The sequence below is a fragment of the Stenotrophomonas sepilia genome (assembly GCF_003244875.1).
GTDB lineage: Bacteria > Pseudomonadota > Gammaproteobacteria > Xanthomonadales > Xanthomonadaceae > Stenotrophomonas > Stenotrophomonas sepilia.
The window spans coordinates 38563-56065 of sequence record NZ_LXXZ01000024.1; the positions used below are offsets into that span (position 1 = coordinate 38563).

Here is a 17503-nt window from a genome sequence, read left to right on the forward strand (position 1 = left end):
CACAGCAGCGGGATTATTTGAACGTGTACTTGGCGCCGACAGTGAAGTAGCGGCCAATCGCACCACTGAAGTGCAGCGGGTTGTAATTGACTGCACCGTAAGTGCTCGGGTCGAGCGGCGCGATGCGGTCGAACACGTTCTGCACCGAAGCGTTCAGCTCGAAGGCTTCGGTGATGTTCCAGCGGCCGGACAGATCGAAGGTGGTGAACGAGGAGATCTTCTCTACCGGCTCGCCGTCTTCATAGAAGGCCAGGTAGTCACCGCCGCGGCGGTCCTTGTTCTCCAGCTTGCTGATGTAGTTGGCCACGCCGCTGATGCTCCACGGGCCCTGCTTCCAGGTGGTGCCGAAGTTGATGCGGTCCTTCGGCGTGCCGATGCAGTTGGTCACGTCGCAGTTGCCGTGGGTGCCCACATAGTCGACGGTGGTATCACCCTCGGTGCGCTCGAACTTGAGCACGTGGCTCCACTGCAGGTCCATTTCCAGCTGGCCCGGGCCGATGTCGAAGGTCTGGCGGATGTCGGTGTCGATACCGCGGACGCGCGAGGAGTTGGCATTCACGTAGGCGGTATTGACGGCCAGGATGGTGCCGCTGTTGGCGACTCCGCCGATGTTGTTGGCATCGCGGAGAACGTTGCCCGCGGCGATGGCGTCGGCCGTGCTGCCCTGCGCGATTTCGTTGGTGCGCTTGATTTCCCACGCATCCACAGTCAGCGAGGTGGTCGAGGTTGGCTGCAGCACGATGCCCACCGAGTAGCTCTTGGACTCTTCCGGCTTCAGGTCCTTGTTCGGCCGCGTGATGATCGCCACCGAGCGCGCGGTGCATTCGTTGGCCGGGTCGATGGCGCAACGCACCGGATCGCGGGCGTTGGAGAAAGCGGCCAGGCCACCGTCACCGTTCTCGGCCGGGTTCGGCGCACGGAAGCCTTCAGCGTAGCTGGCGCGCAGTGCGATCCAGTCGGCCGGGGTCCACTTCACGCCCAGCTTCGGCGTGGCCTTGCCTTCGCCGCTTTCGTACTTGTCGTAGCGGACCGCAGCGCTCAGCTCCAACTGCTCCAGCACCGGTGCGGACAGTTCGGCGTAGCCGGCATACACATTCTGCGTGCCGTCGTAGGCCGAGTAGCCCAGGCCGATGATCTGGCCGATATCGGTGAAGGTCTGCGGCGTCAGGCTGTTGCTCGTCTTGCGCCACTCCGTACCGAAGGCCAGGCCCAGCGGACCGCCCTTGAGATCCATCAGGCTGCGCGAGATGGTGAAGTCGAACATGTCCAGGCTCGACTTGGCACGCGCGCTGATGGTCGGGCTGATGGCATCGTAGACCGACTGCGGCGTCTGCGAGGCATTGTCGCCGATGCGCCAGGTGCCATAGGGGCAGGCCGGATTGCCCAGCACGCAGCGTACTGCGTCATAACGCAGGAAACCCGTGCGCTTGTTGACCAGGTCGGTGCCGGAATGCAGGTAGGCGGTGTCGTAGCTCCAGTCGCCCCAGTTGCCCTTGACACCCACCAGGAAGCGGTTGAACTCATTGGTATTGTCGGTCACGCGCGGGCCCACGTCCCACGCGCTGTAACGCAGGCGGGCCGCGGTGGGCAGCGGGTTGTCCGGATGACCTGCATACAGCTGGGTCGCACCGGCACCGCTGTTGGCGTTGACCGGGCCGCCAGGGTAGCCCCAGCCGCCGGATACGCCGGATGGCGTATTGCTGAAGATCGTTTCCTTCTTCGAGTAACCGATCTCGGTATAGACCTCGCCGCCTTCACCAAACGCGAAGCTGGCGCGGCCGAACACGTTCACGTACTTCTCTTCCGGGCTCAGGTCGCGGTACTGCTGCGCCGGATCCCACAGGCAACCCTGGGCCTGCGCGGTCGCGTCACTCTGCCCGGGAATCGTGGTCAGCCCGGCGCAGCCCGGCAGGGCAACCAGATGGCCGGTGGCATCGAACACCGAGCCATTGGGACCCACGCCGCCGGCGGTACCGCCCGACAGGTAGGCACCGCCCAGGAACTGCGCGTCTGCAGCGTCGTAACCCCAGCGCCGGATATCGCCGGTGCCGATCCACTTGCGGTTCTTGCGGTCGCTGATCTTGATCGCGTCGGTCTTGCCGACGTCCAGGCTGAAGAACGCATTCCAGCCATCGCTGGACAGGTCGCCGGTGCCGGCAGTGAGGGTCGCCTTCTTCGCGTCGCCATCGCCGTCACCGGAAATGCCGTAGGAACCGCGCAGGATGGCGCCTTGGAAGTCGCTGCGCAGGATGATGTTGACGACGCCGGCGATGGCGTCGGAGCCATAGATCGCCGAGGCGCCGTCCTTGAGCACTTCCACGCGCTCGACGGCATCGAGCGGGATGGTGCTGAGGTCGGTGAAGACCTTCTGGCCGTCATCGGCCAGGCCGTAGGTGGCCATGCGGCGGCCGTTCAACAGCACCAGCGTCGAGCCGGCGCCCAGGCCGCGCAGCGAGATGCCGGCGCCGCCACCGGCGAAGCCGTTGCCGAAGGTCTTGGGAATGGAGCCTGCGCCGTCGGCGGTCAGGGTCTGCAGGTACTCGGCGACCGTGGTCTTGCCGGTGCGGTCGATTTCCTGGCGGGTCACCACCTGCACCGGCGACGGTGTCTCGGTGTTGGTGCGCGGGATGTTGGAGCCGGTGACCGTGATGCGGTCGAGGTTGGTGGCCTGCTCCTGTGCAAAGGCTGAGGAAGAAGCCACGGCGCCGACCAGCAGCAGGGTGCTGCCAGCAAGGATATGGGTGATGGACGATGCCAGGGTGGTGCGGCGGCGGCTGGCGGGCCGTTGGATCGGGTGTTTCACAGCTTCTCTCCTAACTGGAAAACCGTAGCGTTGAGGGCTGTCGCCGGATCGATACCGGGACGCGCCAATCTAGGTTTCCAGCAGGTGACGAAGACGTGAATTTTTGCTTAATCAGTAACGCTTGGCTCGGGCATGTCCGCATTTGTCGGGCAGTGGCAGGGGCCGGCCCGGCGCGGGGCCGGGCCGGTGGGACGCTCAGTCCGGCAGCGAGAACTGCACCGGCACCATGCCGATGGCCGGAACCGCCACGCCGTCACGCTGGGCAGGCTCGAAGCGCCAGTGCGGGCGGCCTGGTCCAGGTTGCGCGAGCCGCTGCTGCGCTCGACGCTGACCGCGACCGGCTGGCCACGGGTGTCCACTTCCACCCGCAACAGCACCGTGCCCTGTTCGTGGTTGCGCAGGGACTGGATCGGATAGGTCGGCGGCGGAGCACTGCGGTACTGCAGCTGGGCGCCGGCCAACGGGGTGGAAGTGTCGATGCTGGGCGCCAGCTGCGGCGGAGCCGGTTCGGCGGCCGGCAATGCGATGCCCTGGGTCTCTTCCACGGTCGCGGTGGGTGCGGGCAGTGGCGGTACCACCGGCTGCGTCCGCGGCTTCGGTACCACCTGGACGATCTCTTTTGGCGGGACTGGAGCCGGCGGCGTCGGCGGTGGCGGGATCTTCTCGATCAGCCGGACCGGCGTCTTTTCACGCGGGGCCTGCACGGCCTGGTAGGTCGCAGGGATGAGCAGCAACAGGAAGGCCAGCAGGTGCAGGGCGATCGCTGCACTCCAGGCCGCTACGCGGGCGGGGTCGAAGTGCGGGGATGCAACGGGATAGGTACGAACCATGATCCACCTCCATGCCAGTGACGAAGTCCTCAACACACCAGGGTCCGTGGCGGGGTTGCCGCACGCGGCTGGCAGTCCATCAGTAGCGCGGCATGGCGGCCACTGCCTAGAGGCAGGGGCATGCGCGTTGGGCTGGCCTTCAGCCAACGCCGCCGGAATACACGAAAAAGGCGGGCCCCTGCGGGACCCGCCTGCGTCGGCCCTGCCGGGCGCGATCAGCGGCCCAGTTCGAACACCACGTCCAGGTTGACCGAGACGGTCGATTCACCCGGTGCGACCGGGGTAGCCTTGTCCATCGCCGCGCCGGCGGCCATGGTGCGCATCATCGGCATCGGGCGGAAACCGCCGTTGCTGTTTTCAGAGATGCTGACGATGCGGCGCACCTGCAGGCCCAGCGATCTGGCATAGGTCTGGGCGCGGGCCTGGGCCTTCTTCAGGGCGGCCAGGCGGGCTTCGTCATAGACCGGTTCGGGCTGGTCGATCTCAAACTGCGGACCGTTGATCTGGTTGGCCCCCTGCGCGGCCAGCGCGTCGAGCACCTTGCCGAGCTTGGCGATGTCGCGGACCTTCAGGCTGACCGTGTTGCTGGCCTGGTAGCCGGTGATCTTCGGTGCCTCATTGTCGGCATAGCGGTACTGCGGGTTGAGGCTGACGCCGCTGGTCTGCACGTCGCGCTCGGCGATGCCGGCGGCCTTGATCGCGGCCAGCACCTTGTCCATCTGCTGGGCGTTCTGGCGCATGGCGCTGTTGCCGTCGGCAGCCTGGGTGACCACACCGGCCGACAGGGTGGCGACGTCCGGCACGCGGGTGGCCTCGGCGTTGGCCGAGATGTTCAGCAGGGTGCCTTCGGCCGCGGCGGCGATCGACGGCGACGACGGAGCGGCATGAGCAGTCATCGAGGTTCCAAGGGCGAGGGACAGGGCAAGCAGCAGCGGGGTGGCGGTCAGGCGCATGGGATCTCCTTGTTGTGCCGGTGAGGGTGGTGTCGTAGCGATGAACGCGCTGTGAGCCTGTTCGGGGTTGTACGCGTTCCGTAACGGGTTGCCGACGATTCAGGTGGCGGCGTCAGGTTATGCTGTGCCGATGCTCTATCTTGCTTCCCGCTCCCCCCGACGCAACCAGCTGCTGGCCCGACTCGGACGCCCCTTCCAGGCCCTTGACCTGGAGGTCGTCGAGCAGCGCGCGGCCACTGAAAGCGCCGAACAGTATGTATGCCGGGTCGCCGCCGACAAGGCGCGCGCCGGGCTGGCCCGGGTGCTGGCCGACGACCCGCAGGCGCGGGTGCTTGGTTCGGATACCGAGGTGGTCCTGGACGGCGAGGTCTTCGGCAAGCCGGTCGATGCCGCTGACGCGCGGGCGATGCTGGCGCGGCTGGCCGGGCGCACCCACCAGGTGATGACCGCCGTGGTGGTGGTCGGCGCGGGCGGCCTGGACAGCGAGCTGGTCATTTCCGAGGTGACCTTCGCCCCGATCGACGCCGCCGACATCGCCGCCTATGTCGCCACCGGCGAGCCGCTGGACAAGGCCGGCGCCTACGCCATCCAGGGTGGGGCCGAACGCTGGATCGAACACCTTTCCGGCAGCTACTCCGGCGTGATGGGGCTGCCGCTGCTGCATACCGATCGTCTGCTGGCGCGCTGTGGCGTGCCGGTCCCCACTGCCGATGCCGCCAGGGAGGCTGCCGATGTCTGAGGAAATCCTGGTCAATGTGACCCCGCGCGAGACCCGTGTCGCGGTGATCGAAAACGGCATGCTGCAGGAACTTCACATCGAGCGCGGTTGGCGCCGTGGCGTGGTCGGCAACATCTACAAGGGCAAGGTGCAGCGGGTCATGCCCGGCATGCAGGCCGCCTTCGTCGAAGTCGGCCTGGAGCGCGCGGCGTTCCTGCACGCCAACGACGTGGTGCGGCCGGCGCCGGTGGCCAGCGCCGACACCGAGAATACCACCCTGCCGCCGCCGGCCAGCGTGCCGATCGTCGAGCTGCTGCGTGACGGCCAGGACATCGTGGTGCAGGTGGTGAAGGACCCGATCGGCACCAAGGGCGCGCGCCTGACCACGCAGATCAGCATTCCCTCGCGCTACATGGTGCTGCTGCCGCAGTCCAAGGTGGTGGGCGTGTCGGCGCGCATCGAAGACGAAACCGAGCGCGCCCGCCTGAAGGCGCTGGTGACCGAACTGTCGGCGCAGCACGGTGGCTACGGCTACATCGTGCGGACCAACGCCGAAGGGCAGCCGGCCGAGGCCATCGCCGAGGACATCGCCTACCTGTCGCGCGTGTGGAACGTGGTCGAGCGCCGCGGCCGCGAGGCGCCGTCGTGCAGCATCATCTATGAAGACCTGAGCCTGCCGCTGCGGTCCGTGCGCGACCTGATCCGCAAGGACGTGGACAAGGTGAAGGTGGACTCGAAGGAGACGTTCGGCCAGTTGCAGGCCTTCGTCGCCAAGTACATGCCGGTGCTGGCCGAAAAGCTGGAGCTGTATTCCGGCGACCGCCCGATCTTCGACATGTTCGGCGTGGAAGACGAGATCGGCCGCGCGCTGGACAAGCAGGTGCCGTTGAAATCCGGTGGCTACCTGGTGATCGACCAGACCGAGGCGATGACCACCATCGACGTCAATACCGGTTCGTTCCTCGGCCAGCGCAACCTGGAAGAGACGGTGTTCCGCACCAACCTGGAAGCGGCGCAGGCAGTGGCGCGTCAGCTGCGGCTGCGCAACCTGGGCGGCATCATCATCATCGACTTCATCGATATGGATGATGCAGAGCATCGCCGCCAGGTGCTGCGCACGCTGGAAAAGGCGCTGGCCCGCGACCATGCCAAGACCACGGTGTACGACTTCTCGCCGCTGGGCCTTGTGGAAATGACCCGCAAGCGCACGGTCGAAAGCCTGGAGCGCCAGCTGTCGGAAACCTGCCCGCAGTGCAGCGGCCGCGGCAGCATCAAGACCACCGAGACGGTGACCTACGAGATCTTCCGCGAGATTACCCGCGCCGTGCGCCAGTTCGATGCCGCGCGGCTGCTGGTCATCGCGTCGACCAAGGTGGTCGCGCGCATCACCGACGAGGAGTCCTCGGCGGTGGCTGAGCTGGAGGAATTTCTCGGCAAGAGCATCCGCTTCCAGGCGGACGAGCAGTACCTGCAGGAGCAATTCGATGTTGTTCTGCTCTGATCCTCGCCGGCTGCGGGCCGGCGGTGGCCGATGAGCGCGCCGCCGCGCCTGCGACTGCGAAGGATCCGCCGTCATTTCATTGCCGCCTGTGCGGTGGGCCTGGTCGGGCTTGCACTGCTGGTGGGCACCTTCAGCCAACTGCTACCGCTGGCCGAGCGTCATCCCGACAGGATCGCCGCCTGGCTGAGCGAGCGGGCTGGCCAGCCGGTGCGTTTTGACCAGCTGCAGACGACCTGGACCCGTCGTGGCCCGCTGCTGCAGCTGAAGGGCCTGCGCATCGGTGCCGGGCAGGGCCTGGCGATCGGTGAGGCCGAGGTGCTGGTATCGATGTACAGCGGGCTGCTGCCCGGGCGCTCGTTGACCGAACTGCGCCTGCGTGGCCTGGCCCTGGACCTGCAGCAGGGCGACGACGGACGCTGGTCGGTGCGCGGGCTGCCGCAATCCGACAACGGGGGGGATCCGCTGGATGCGTTGCGCCGGCTCGGCGAGCTGCAGGTGATCGGCGGCCGCCTGGGCGTGCACGCGCCGGGGATCGGCATCGACACCACGCTGCCGCGCATCGACCTGCGCATGCGGGTCAATGGTGATCGCCTGCGCGTGGGTGTACGCGCCTGGGCCGATGCGCAAGCGCTGCCGCTGACGGCGGTACTGGACGTGGACCGTGCGCGCGGCAACGGCCAGGCCTGGCTCGGCGCCGACCCGGTCGATTTCCATGCCTGGTCGCCCTTGCTGGCGGCCGGCGGCGTGCGCCTCCGCGAGGGCAAGGGCGAGCTGAACCTGTGGCTGACCCTGCGTGATTTCGCGCCGGTCGCGCTGACCACCGATTCGGACCTGCGGGACGTGCGCGTCGACGGTGCACCGCTGCCCGGCGTGGCAGCGCCGCAGCTGCAGCTGCAGCGGCTGCAGGCCCGCCTGCGCTGGCAGCGCCAGGCCGATGGCTGGGCGTTGCAGGTGCCGCGCCTGCGCCTGAAGACCGAAGATGGCGCACAGCAGCTCGATGGCCTGCAGCTGCAGATCGGCAAGCAGCTGCGGGTGAACGCCGGTGCGGTGCAGGCCGGCACCGCGCTGCGAGGGCTGGCCCTGAGCAATCTCCTTGAACCGGGTCTGCGGCGCTGGCTGTTCCTGTCCAGGCCGCAGTTGGAGATGCGCCGATTGCAGTTGGCCGGCGAGCGTGATGGCCCGTTGCGGGCACAGGGCGAACTGCAGTCACTGGGCTTTGCCAGCGTCGGCAATTCTCCGGGCCTGCGCGGCCTCGGGGGGCGTTTCGAAGGCGATGCCGATGGCTTCAGCCTGCAGCTGCAGCCGCAACGGCAGCTGCAGTTCGATTGGCCGACCGGCTTTGGCGTGCGGCATGACCTGCATCTGGCCGGACAGATCGTGGGGTGGCGCGACGAGGGCGGCGGTTGGCGGATCGGAACGCCGGCGATGCGCGTGGAGGGCACCGACTACGCGGCCGACGTGCGCGGCGGCGTCTGGTTCCAGGGCGACGGCACGCGGCCGTGGCTGCAGCTGGCCGCCAAGCTGGACGACGTGCCGATGACGGCAGCCAAGCGCTTCTGGATCCACTCCAAGATGAGCAAGGGCGCCACCGACTGGCTGGACATGGCACTGGCCGGCGGCCAGGTGCGTGGTGGTGTCGGCCTGGTCACCGGTGACCTGGACGACTGGCCGTTCGACAACAACGATGGCCGCTTCGAGGCCACCGGCCACATCAGCAATGGCGACATCCGCTTCCAGCACGATTGGCCGCTGATGCGCCAGGTCGATGCCGATATCGCCTTCATCGGCCCCGGCTTCGAGATGCGTGGACGTGGCGACCTGGCGGGCGTGGCGGTGCAGAAATTCGAAGCCGGCATTCCGGACTTCGGCCACCAGCCGCTGTACGTGCGCGCCGACGCGCCGAGCGAGGCCGGCAAGCTGCTGGCGATGCTGCGCCAGAGCCCGTTGCACAAGGACTATGGCGATACCCTGGACAACCTGGTCGCCAGTGGTCCGGCACATGTGACTTTCGATCTGCTGCAGCCGCTGCACCACGATGAAGGCGGTGGTCATCTGCAGGGGACGGTCGACTTGACCGGCGTGAAGCTGGTCGACAAGCGCTTCCAGCTGGCCTTCGACAACATGCGAGGGCAGGCGCGCTACAGCAATGGCGGCTTCGGCGCCGACGAACTGGCGGTGCGCCACCTCGGCCAGGATGGCCGCCTGAGCCTGCGCGCTGGCGGCTACGTGCACGACAGCACGCAGGCCTTCGAATCGAAGCTGACGGCGCATCTTGATGCGGGCGTACTGATCGACCGCGCACCGGAAATGGCCTGGCTCAAGCCCTACATCACCGGCACTTCAGCGTGGACCATCGCGGTCAACCTGCCCAAGGTGGCCCCGGGGGCGCCCGCGCCGCCGAGTGAACTGCGGTTGAGTTCGGATCTGGTCGGCACGCGGCTGGACCTGCCGGCACCGCTGGACAAGCCGGCCGCCGAAGCGCTGGCGACCACGGTGGCCGCGCAGTTGCCGATGGGCGCCGGCCGCATCGATGTGGCCTTCGGCCAGCGCCTGGCCCTGGCCGCACGCAGCCACAACAACCAGACCGGCGTGCAGGTCACGTTGGGCAGTGATCATGTTGATCGTGAGCCGCCGCCGAGCGGGCTGACGGTCAATGGCCGCAGCGCGACCCTGGATGCGCTGGAGTGGATCGGCCTGGCGCGGGGCGGCGGTGACGACGATGCGATGCCGCTGCGAGCGGTGGACGTCCAGGTCGGCCAGTTGAAGCTGATCGGCGGCGTGTTCGAGCAGACCCGGCTGCAGCTGCACCCGGGTCCACAGGCACTGGATGTGCGCCTGGACGGCCCGTCGCTGGCCGGACGCCTGACCGTCCCCAATGCGGACGGTGGCACGATCAGTGGCCAGCTTGACCGCGTGCACTGGCAGTCACTGCCGGCGGCACCGGGTGCGCCGGCTGCACCGGCGCGGGTACAGGCCGGTGCCAACGACATGGACCCGGCCAAGCTGCCGCCGTTCGCGCTGGACATTGCCGACCTGAAGTTCGGCAAGGTGGTGCTGGGCCAGGCGGTGCTGCGCACGCGGCCGCTGGCCAACGGCCTGAACGTGGATGAGCTGCGTTTCCGTGCGCCGGACCAGGAGATCGACATCAGCGGTCGCTGGCTGGGCCGGACCGGCGGTGCCCGTACCGAGTTGACCGCACAGGTGCGCAGTGAGGATCTGGGTGGGTTGATGCAGAATCTTGATTACGGTGGCCAGTTGCGCGGCGGTTCCGGCCAGGCGCAGTTGCAGGCCTCGTGGAGCGGAGGCCCGTCGGACTTCCAGCTGGGCAATCTGCAGGGCAGCCTCGACCTGCACGCGCGCAATGGCCAGCTGCTGGAGCTGGAGCCAGGCGCCGGCCGCGTGCTGGGCCTGCTCAGCGTCGCGCAGCTGCCGCGGCGCCTGATGTTCGACTTCCGCGACTTCTTCTCCAAGGGCTTCGCGTTCAACCAGATCGACGGCAGCATGCAGTTCGGCCAGGGCATGGCGCGCACCGACAAGGTGCTGATCGAAGGCCCGGCGGCCAACATCACCATCCGTGGCCAGGCCGACCTGCGCAACCAGCGGTTCGACCAGACCATCGACGTCAACCCGCGCGCGGGCAACCTGCTGACCGTGGTCGGTGCGGTGGCCGGCGGCCCGGTGGGGGCCGCGCTGGGCGCGGCCACCAATGCGGTATTGTCCAAGCCGCTGGGCGAGATTGGCGCCCGAACCTACAAGGTGACCGGTCCATGGAAGGAACCTAAGGTGGAAGTGATCGAGCGCAGCCGCGACAAGACCCCATCACCGCCCGAGCCGGCGTCTGCACCGGCCATTCCGCCGACCGTCACCGACCTGCCGCGCTCGCGCTGAGCGCGGTTCCCTGTTCACGGGGCTTGCCTGAGCGCCCCCGCACCCCCAGATCGAGACCATGACTGATATCGCCCTGACGCTTGCCCAAGACCGCCTGCTGCGCCCCGGCGGCCTGGATACCGCTGGCCTGGAGCGCACCTTCGGCCAGTTGCTCGGCCCCGGTGTCGACTTCGGTGACCTTTATTTCCAGCACGCCCGCCGCGAGAGCTGGAGCGTGGAAGACGGCATCGTCAAGGACGGTGCCCATTCCATCGAGCAGGGCGTGGGCGTACGTGCGATTTCCGGCGAGAAGACCGGATTTGCGTACTCCGATGACATCCATGCCGACGCGCTGCTGGCGGCGGCGCAGTCGGCGCGCGCGATCTCGCGTGAGGGCGGTGCGCAGTCCGGGCGATCGCTGCTGCGCGGCAATGCGCGTGCACTGTACCCGGCGCTGGACCCGATCGATGGTATCGGCAACGAAGCCAAGGTCGAGGTGCTCAAGCGCCTGGATGGTTACCTGCGTGCCGCCGACCCGCGCGTGAAGCAGGTGATGGTGAGCCTGTCCGGCGGCGTCGATACGGTGCTGATCGCCCGCAGCGACGGTGTGCTGGCGGCCGATGTGCGTCCGCTGGTACGCCTGAATGTGCAGGTGATCGTCGAGCACAACGGCCGTCGCGAGTCCGGCTATGCCGGGGGCGGTGGCCGCTATGGCTACGAAGACCTGTTTGCCAGCGGCCGCCCCGAAGCCCTCGCCCAGGAAGCGCTGCGCCAGGCGCTGGTGAACCTGGAAGCGGTGCCGGCGCCGGCCGGCATGATGCCGGTGGTGCTCGGCCCGGGTTGGCCGGGCGTGCTGCTGCACGAAGCGGTCGGCCACGGCCTGGAAGGCGACTTCAACCGCAAGGGCACCAGCGTCTACGCCGGCCGCATCGGCGAGCGTGTGGCGGCACCGGGGGTGACCATCGTCGACGACGGCACCCTCGACGGCCGCCGCGGTTCGTTGAACATCGACGACGAAGGCCACCCCAGCCAGTGCACCCCGCTGATCGAGGACGGCATCCTGGTCGGCTACATGCAGGACAGCCTCAATGCGCGGCTGATGGGCATGGCCCCGACCGGCAACGGGCGCCGTGAATCGTTCGCGCACCTGACCATGCCACGCATGACCAACACCTACATGCGCGCCGGCGAGCACGACCCGCAGGAGATGATCCGTTCGGTGAAGAAGGGCCTGTACGCGGTCAACTTCGGCGGTGGCCAGGTCGACATCACCAATGGCAAGTACGTGTTCTCGGCCACCGAGGCCTACCTGATCGAGGACGGCCGCATCACCACGCCGGTGAAGGGCGCGACCCTGATCGGCAACGGCCCGGAAACCATGCAGAAGGTGCGCATGGTCGGCAATGACCTGGCCCTGGACGAGGGCGTGGGCATCTGCGGCAAGGACGGGCAGAGTGTGCCCGTGGGTGTCGGCCAGCCCTCGCTGTTGATCGAGGGCATCACCGTCGGCGGTACCCAGGCCTGAGCGTGGCGATGGCCACAGCAACCGCCCGGGCCGACGGGGACTCAGTCCTCGTCGGCCTCGCCGGTCCCGATGTGGTCGGCGTCTTCGGCGCCGGCCTTCAGGCCCAGCGCGGCTGGCAGCATCAGGCCGCGCAGCACCTGGAAGATCTCGCGGTAAGCGCGCGGCGGCTTGTTCCTGGCCTTCTCGGCCTGCGCGTTGCGTACCAGCGTGCGCAGCTGCTGGCGGTCGGCCTGCGGATAGTCATCGAGCAGAGCGGCCAGCGCCTTGTCTCCCTCGGCCAGCAGGCGGTCGCGCCAGTCTTCCACACGGTGCATCATCGCCACTTCGCGGCGGCCGGTTTCGCTGTTGGCGTCGAGCGCATCGCGGATCGCATCCAGCGTGGCCTCTTCTTCGCGGCGCATGTGCTTGGCCAGGAACGCCAGTTGGCGCTTGTGGGCGATGTGGGCGGTGATGCGCTTGCACTCGGCGATGTGCGGCAGCAGGTCTTCCGGAATCGGCAGGCGCGCCAGCTGGGCCGGGGTCAGCGACACCAGCTTCTCACCCAGGGCCAGCACGTCGAGTGCATCGCGCCGGTTCTGGCTGCGGCTCTTGTCGTGGAATTCACCGGTTTCTTCGTCGCGTCCGCGCATCGTCCCTACCTGATTTCAAAAAAAGTCGCCCGGCGTGATGCCGGGCCCAACCCGTACAGGATAAAGCATTGAACGTGATCGCCCCTGAAGTGGCCGTCGGCGACGACAGCCTGGCCCGGCTGGAACGGCTGGCCGACCTCTCCCAGCAGCTGCTCGACCGCGCCCGCGCGCTGGGCGCCAGCCAGGCCGAGGTCAGCTGCAGCGAGGACCGCGGCCTGGAGGTCAATGTCCGCCTCGGCGAGGTCGAGACCGTGCAGTCCACCCGTGACCGTGGCATCGCCGTGACCGTCTATTTCGGGCAGCGCAAGGGCAGTGCCAGCACTGGCGACCTGAACGAGGCCAGCCTGGCCGCTACGGTCGAGCAGGCCTGCGCGATCGCACGGCATACCGAGGATGACCCGGCCGCCGGCCTGGCCGAGGCCGCACTGATGGCCACCGACTTCCCGGACCTGGATGGCTGGCACCCGTGGGCGCTGCAGGCCGATGAGGCGGTGGACCTGGCGCTGGCCTGCGAGGCCGCTGGCCGCGAGGCCGATGCGCAGATCCGCAATTCCGATGGCGCTTCCGTGTCGAGCATGCAGAGCCTGTCGGTGTACGCCAATTCGCATGGCTTCTTCGGCCGTGAGCGCGGCACCCACCATTCGATCGGTTGCGCGCTGATCGCCGGGCGGGGCGACGGCATGCAGCGCGATGGCTGGTACACCAGCGCGCTGGCGCAGGGGGACCTGGAAGACGTGGGCCTGGTCGGCCGTCGCGCCGCCGAGCGCACCATCGCCCGCCTGCAGCCGCGTTCGTTGGCCACTGGCAGCATGCCGGTGCTGTTCGCCCCGGAAGTAGCGCGCAGCCTGGTTGGCCACCTGCTGTCGGCAGTGTCCGGCGGCGCCTTGTACCGCCAGGCCAGTTTCCTGCTGGACAGCGTCGGCCAGCGCCTGTTCCCGGAGTGGATGCAGATTGACGAACTGCCGCACCTGCGCCGCGGCCTGCGCTCAGCCGCCTTCGACGGCGACGGCGTGGCCACCCGTGCTTCGGCGCTGGTCCGTGACGGCGTGCTGCAGCGCTATGTGCTGGGCAGCTATTCGGCGCGCAAGCTGGGCCTGCAGACCACCGCCAATGCTGGCGGCGTGCACAACCTGCAGCTGGCGGCCAATGCCGGCTCGCTCGAAGAGATCGCCCGGCAGATGGGTGACGGCCTGCTGGTGACCGAGCTGATGGGGCAGGGTGTGAACGGGGTGACCGGCGACTATTCGCGCGGCGCCGGCGGCTTCCGTGTCGAGAACGGCGAGATCCAGTACCCGGTGGACGGCATCACCATCGCCGGCAACCTGCGCGAGATGTTCAGCAGCATCGAGGCGGTCGGCAGCGACGTCGACCCGCGCTCGCACATCCGGACCGGCTCGATCCTGCTGGGGCGGATGACCATTGCCGGTAATGATTGATGGCATCGATGGCGTAAGCTATGCCCGCCTGACGCATCCAGCTTGGTGCTGGTGGGTCAAGACCACCCAATGAAAAGGAGTTTTGTCGTGAGTGAATTCGATAACGTCCCGCCGCCGCCGGCAACCACCAATGCCCCGGCCGACCAGCGCACGATGGCGCTGGCCGCGCACCTGCTGGGCATCTTCACCTGGTTCATCGGCCCGCTGATCATCTGGCTGATCAACAAGGATGACGCCAGCAAGTCCTTCGTGACAGACCAGGCCAAGGAAGCGCTGAACTTCCAGATCACCATCACCATTGCGATGCTGATCTGCATCGTGCTGACCATCGTGATCATCGGCGGCATCCTGGCGCCGATCGTCGGCATCCTGAACCTGGTGTTCTGCATCATCGCCGCTGTGAAGGCCAACAACGGCGAAGCCTACCGCTACCCGTTCGCGCTGCGCCTGGTCAAGTAATACCGTCTGCGTGCGCAAACAGGAACGCCCGGCATTGCCGGGCGTTCCTGTTTGGCGCCAACGTCACGCCAGCGATCAGTGATCGCGTTCCACCGCCAGTGTTGCCAGCGCGCGCAGCGCATCGGCTTCTTCGCCATAGTCGGCCAGCGTGGCCTGCATGCGTGCGGCCAGTTCGCGCAGCTGCGCCTTCGCACCGTCCATGCCGAGCAGCGCGGGGAAGGTGCTCTTGTCCTGCGCCTGGTCCTTGCCGGCGGTCTTGCCCAGCTGTTCGGAACTGGCTTCGACATCGAGGATGTCATCGCGGACCTGGAAGGCCAGGCCGAGCGCGTCGGCGAAGCCGTCCAGCTGGGCCAGCTGTGGTTCGTGGGCCTGGCCGCACAGCGCGCCCAGGCGCACTGCCGCGCGGATCAGCGCGCCGGTCTTCAGCGCATGCATGCGGGTCAGTGCCGCCAGCGTCTGCTGCTGGCCGGTGGCGTCGATGTCCAGCGCCTGGCCACCGCACATGCCGGAAGCGCCGGAGGCGTGGGCCAGGGTCTGCAGGCAGGCCACGCGCAGCGTGGCCGGCAGCGGCGCATCGGCCAGCAGACCGAAGGCGCGGGTCTGCAGGGCGTCACCGGCCAGGATCGCAGTGGCTTCGTCGAAGGCGATGTGGGTGGTCGGCTTGCCGCGTCGCAGCGCGTCATCGTCCATCGCCGGCAGGTCGTCGTGCACCAGCGAATAGGCGTGGATGAGCTCGACGGCCATCGCCGCTGCGTCAAGGTGTTCAGGCTGCGCGCCAAACAGATGGCCACTGGCGTACACAAGCAGCGGTCGCATGCGTTTGCCACCGCCCAGCACCGAATAGCGCATGGCCTGGTGCAGGCGCTGCGGTGCTTCGGCGGGCGAGGGCAGGGCGGCGTCGAGCTGGCTTTCGATACGGTCGCGCCAGCGCGCGAACAGAACCTCAGCCGTCATGGCTGGGCGGATCGAAAGGCTCGGATGTTTCCGGCTGCGCCGGATCGCTGAGCAGGCGCACGCGCAGTTCGGCCTGTTCCAGCGCCTGCTGGCACTGGCGGTACAGACCGACGCCGCGTTCGTAAGCACTGAGCGAGGCTTCCAAGCTCAGCTCGCCGGTTTCCATCTGCTCCACCAGCTGTTCCAGCGATTCGAGCGACTGCTCGAACTGGGCGACCGGGGAGACGTTTTCGGGGGACTTCTTGGCCATGCGGCAAGTGTGGACGGGCTGCGCGCGGGGGTCAATTCACCAGCCGCCGGGACGCCACTGCAGCTGAGCATCCTGGGCCTGCAACCAGGCTTGCAGAGGGGCCGCAATGACCACGTCGGCGGCAGCGAGCAACTGTGGCCCATCGAAGATCAGCGGCAGCTGGGCGCGCCGCCAGGGGGCCAGGTGCTCGCGTTGCAGGCAGTCCTTCAGAGCATGCGAATGCGGGCGACCGGGCAGCACGATGCGCTCGCCGCCCACGCGCGCACGGACCTGAAGCGGGCGTTCGAAGGCCGCGGCGCCCCGCAGGCGCAGTTGACCACCATCGGGCAGCGGCAGGGGGGCACGCCCATCCCATTCGGCCTGCCACCCGCGGGGCAGCGATGGCAGCTGTGCGGGCAGCAGATAGGCGTGATCGCGCCATTGCTGGATGGCATGCTCGTGCCAGCGCACCCGCGCGTGGCGATCGTTGCCGGCCGGCAGCAGTTCGTGCAGACCCTGCTGCAGTACCGTGGCCGGCAGTGGGGCGGCACCGTGGCCGATCACCCAGGCGCGCAGCACGCGCGCGGCACGCCCCGGTGACACCTGGCGCAGCAGTTGCAGCGAAAGCACGCGTGGTGCCACTTCCAGGTGGGCGATCAGCTCGGCGTCTTCCTCGTCCAGCAGAGCACGGGTCTGCCCGCAGTGCATTGCGCTGCCCGCCAATGCCGCAGCCGCATGCGGCCAGCGCTGGCGCAGCAACGGCAGCACCTGCAGGCGCAGGAAGTTGCGATCGGCGTGGTCGTGGCCATTGCTGGGGTCTTCGATCCAGCGCAGCGCGTGCTGGCGCGCGTAGTCGAGCAGCGCGTTGCGCGTTGCCGGCAGCAGGGGGCGCCATAACGGATGCCCGCCAATGTGGCTGTGTGCGGACATCGCCGCCAGGCCGTCAATACCGGAACCGCGCAGGGCACGCAGCAGGAAGGTCTCGGCCTGATCGTCCTGGTGCTGCGCCAGTGCCAGCGTTTCGCCGTCGCGCAGTTCGGCCGCGAAGGCGGCGCGTCGCGCCTGCCGCGCCGCGCCTTCAAGGCCGAGGCCCGCGCGATTGTCGATCTGCACGTGATGCACGGCCAGTTCAATGCCCAGTGCCGCGCATTGCTGCTGGCAATGCAGCACCCAGCCGTCCGCATCGGCCTGCAGGCCATGGTGTACGTGCACCGCACGCAGCGCCGTGCCGGAGGCCTGTGCGCAGCGCCACAGCCAGTGCAGCAGCACGGTCGAGTCGACACCACCGCTGTAGCCCACCAGCAGTGGCGCATCCAGCGGAACGAGGGCAGGGAAGGCAGTCACGCCGGCAAGTATAGGGTTGCTCGGCAGGGCTGCGCCCTGCACCCGCAGAGGCCACGGCCACGGCAGGAGCCGAAGCAACAGCAGAAGCTGGTTTCCTGCGCGTCGGCGCGGTGGGTCCGGTTGCGGGGGGGGTGAGGCCGCATGGATGCGGCGACCGAGCTTACATGGACGTACTTGCAGCGCCCCCCGCAACCGGACCCACCCCGCCTTCGACAGTTTCCTGCGGTCTGTTGGACATGTTGATGGGGTCAGATC

12 protein-coding genes and 1 pseudogene are annotated in these 17503 nt (G+C 68.1%); 6 read left to right on the forward strand and 7 right to left on the reverse strand.

Annotated elements, in window-relative coordinates; all coding sequences use genetic code 11:
- Positions 1 to 13: 13 nt before the first annotated feature.
- The 3 genes and pseudogenes from A7X97_RS01900 to A7X97_RS01910 form a co-directional block, all read right to left on the reverse strand.
- Entirely contained in the window at positions 14 to 2803 is a 2790-nt protein-coding gene (locus A7X97_RS01900) for a TonB-dependent receptor (RefSeq protein WP_061479655.1), read from the reverse strand.
- Between the two features lie 195 nt (positions 2804 to 2998).
- Positions 2999 to 3633: pseudogene (locus A7X97_RS01905) on the reverse strand (energy transducer TonB).
- A 215-nt stretch (positions 3634 to 3848) separates the two neighbouring features.
- On the reverse strand, positions 3849 to 4586 hold the full coding sequence (locus tag A7X97_RS01910; RefSeq protein ID WP_005418081.1) for an SIMPL domain-containing protein: 738 nt from the start codon (positions 4584 to 4586) through the stop codon (positions 3849 to 3851).
- Positions 4587 to 4716: 130 nt separating this feature from the next.
- Here A7X97_RS01910 and A7X97_RS01915 point away from each other — a divergent pair, with 130 nt between their 5' ends.
- The 4 genes from A7X97_RS01915 to tldD are packed head-to-tail and all read left to right on the forward strand — an operon-like array spanning position 4717 to position 12197.
- On the forward strand, positions 4717 to 5325 hold the full coding sequence (locus tag A7X97_RS01915; RefSeq protein ID WP_065179231.1) for a Maf family nucleotide pyrophosphatase: 609 nt from the start codon (positions 4717 to 4719) through the stop codon (positions 5323 to 5325).
- Positions 5318 to 6805, forward strand: coding sequence for a ribonuclease G (gene rng, locus A7X97_RS01920; RefSeq protein ID WP_005418079.1), 1488 nt, complete (start codon positions 5318 to 5320; stop codon positions 6803 to 6805). The genes A7X97_RS01915 and rng overlap by 8 nt, the downstream gene beginning before the upstream one ends.
- A gap of 30 nt (positions 6806 to 6835) precedes the next feature.
- Positions 6836 to 10693, forward strand: a complete 3858-nt coding sequence (locus tag A7X97_RS01925) for a YhdP family protein (protein ID WP_088496584.1) — start codon at positions 6836 to 6838, stop codon at positions 10691 to 10693.
- A 58-nt stretch (positions 10694 to 10751) separates the two neighbouring features.
- Positions 10752 to 12197 (forward strand): metalloprotease TldD, encoded by a 1446-nt coding sequence (gene tldD / locus A7X97_RS01930; protein WP_072168528.1) that lies wholly within the window; start codon positions 10752 to 10754, stop codon positions 12195 to 12197.
- A gap of 41 nt (positions 12198 to 12238) precedes the next feature.
- Here tldD and yjgA read toward each other — a convergent pair whose 3' ends face one another.
- Positions 12239 to 12826, reverse strand: a complete 588-nt coding sequence (gene yjgA, locus A7X97_RS01935) for a ribosome biogenesis factor YjgA (RefSeq protein ID WP_088496583.1) — start codon at positions 12824 to 12826, stop codon at positions 12239 to 12241.
- A gap of 68 nt (positions 12827 to 12894) precedes the next feature.
- Here yjgA and pmbA point away from each other — a divergent pair, with 68 nt between their 5' ends.
- On the forward strand, positions 12895 to 14262 hold the full coding sequence (pmbA, locus tag A7X97_RS01940) for a metalloprotease PmbA (protein ID WP_088496582.1): 1368 nt from the start codon (positions 12895 to 12897) through the stop codon (positions 14260 to 14262).
- 87 nt (positions 14263 to 14349) lie between these two features.
- Entirely contained in the window at positions 14350 to 14721 is a 372-nt protein-coding gene (locus tag A7X97_RS01945; RefSeq protein WP_005418071.1) for a DUF4870 domain-containing protein, read from the forward strand.
- 75 nt (positions 14722 to 14796) lie between these two features.
- Here the strand turns inward: A7X97_RS01945 and A7X97_RS01950 are convergent, their stop codons facing one another.
- From A7X97_RS01950 to tilS, 3 genes are read right to left on the reverse strand one after another with little or no spacing between them, the layout of a single operon-like run.
- The gene (locus A7X97_RS01950) at positions 14797 to 15675 is read right to left on the reverse strand and encodes a polyprenyl synthetase family protein (RefSeq protein ID WP_072168525.1); all 879 of its coding nucleotides are present in this window, start codon (positions 15673 to 15675) and stop codon (positions 14797 to 14799) included.
- Positions 15665 to 15925 carry an exodeoxyribonuclease VII small subunit gene (locus A7X97_RS01955; RefSeq protein WP_072168524.1) on the reverse strand — a complete coding sequence of 87 codons (261 nt, stop codon included), beginning with the start codon at positions 15923 to 15925 and terminating at the stop codon, positions 15665 to 15667. The genes A7X97_RS01950 and A7X97_RS01955 overlap by 11 nt, the downstream gene beginning before the upstream one ends.
- Positions 15926 to 15961: 36 nt before the next feature.
- Complete coding sequence (gene tilS / locus A7X97_RS01960) at positions 15962 to 17248, reverse strand: tRNA lysidine(34) synthetase TilS (RefSeq protein ID WP_172412115.1); 1287 nt, start codon at positions 17246 to 17248, stop codon at positions 15962 to 15964.
- Positions 17249 to 17503 lie beyond the last annotated feature (255 nt).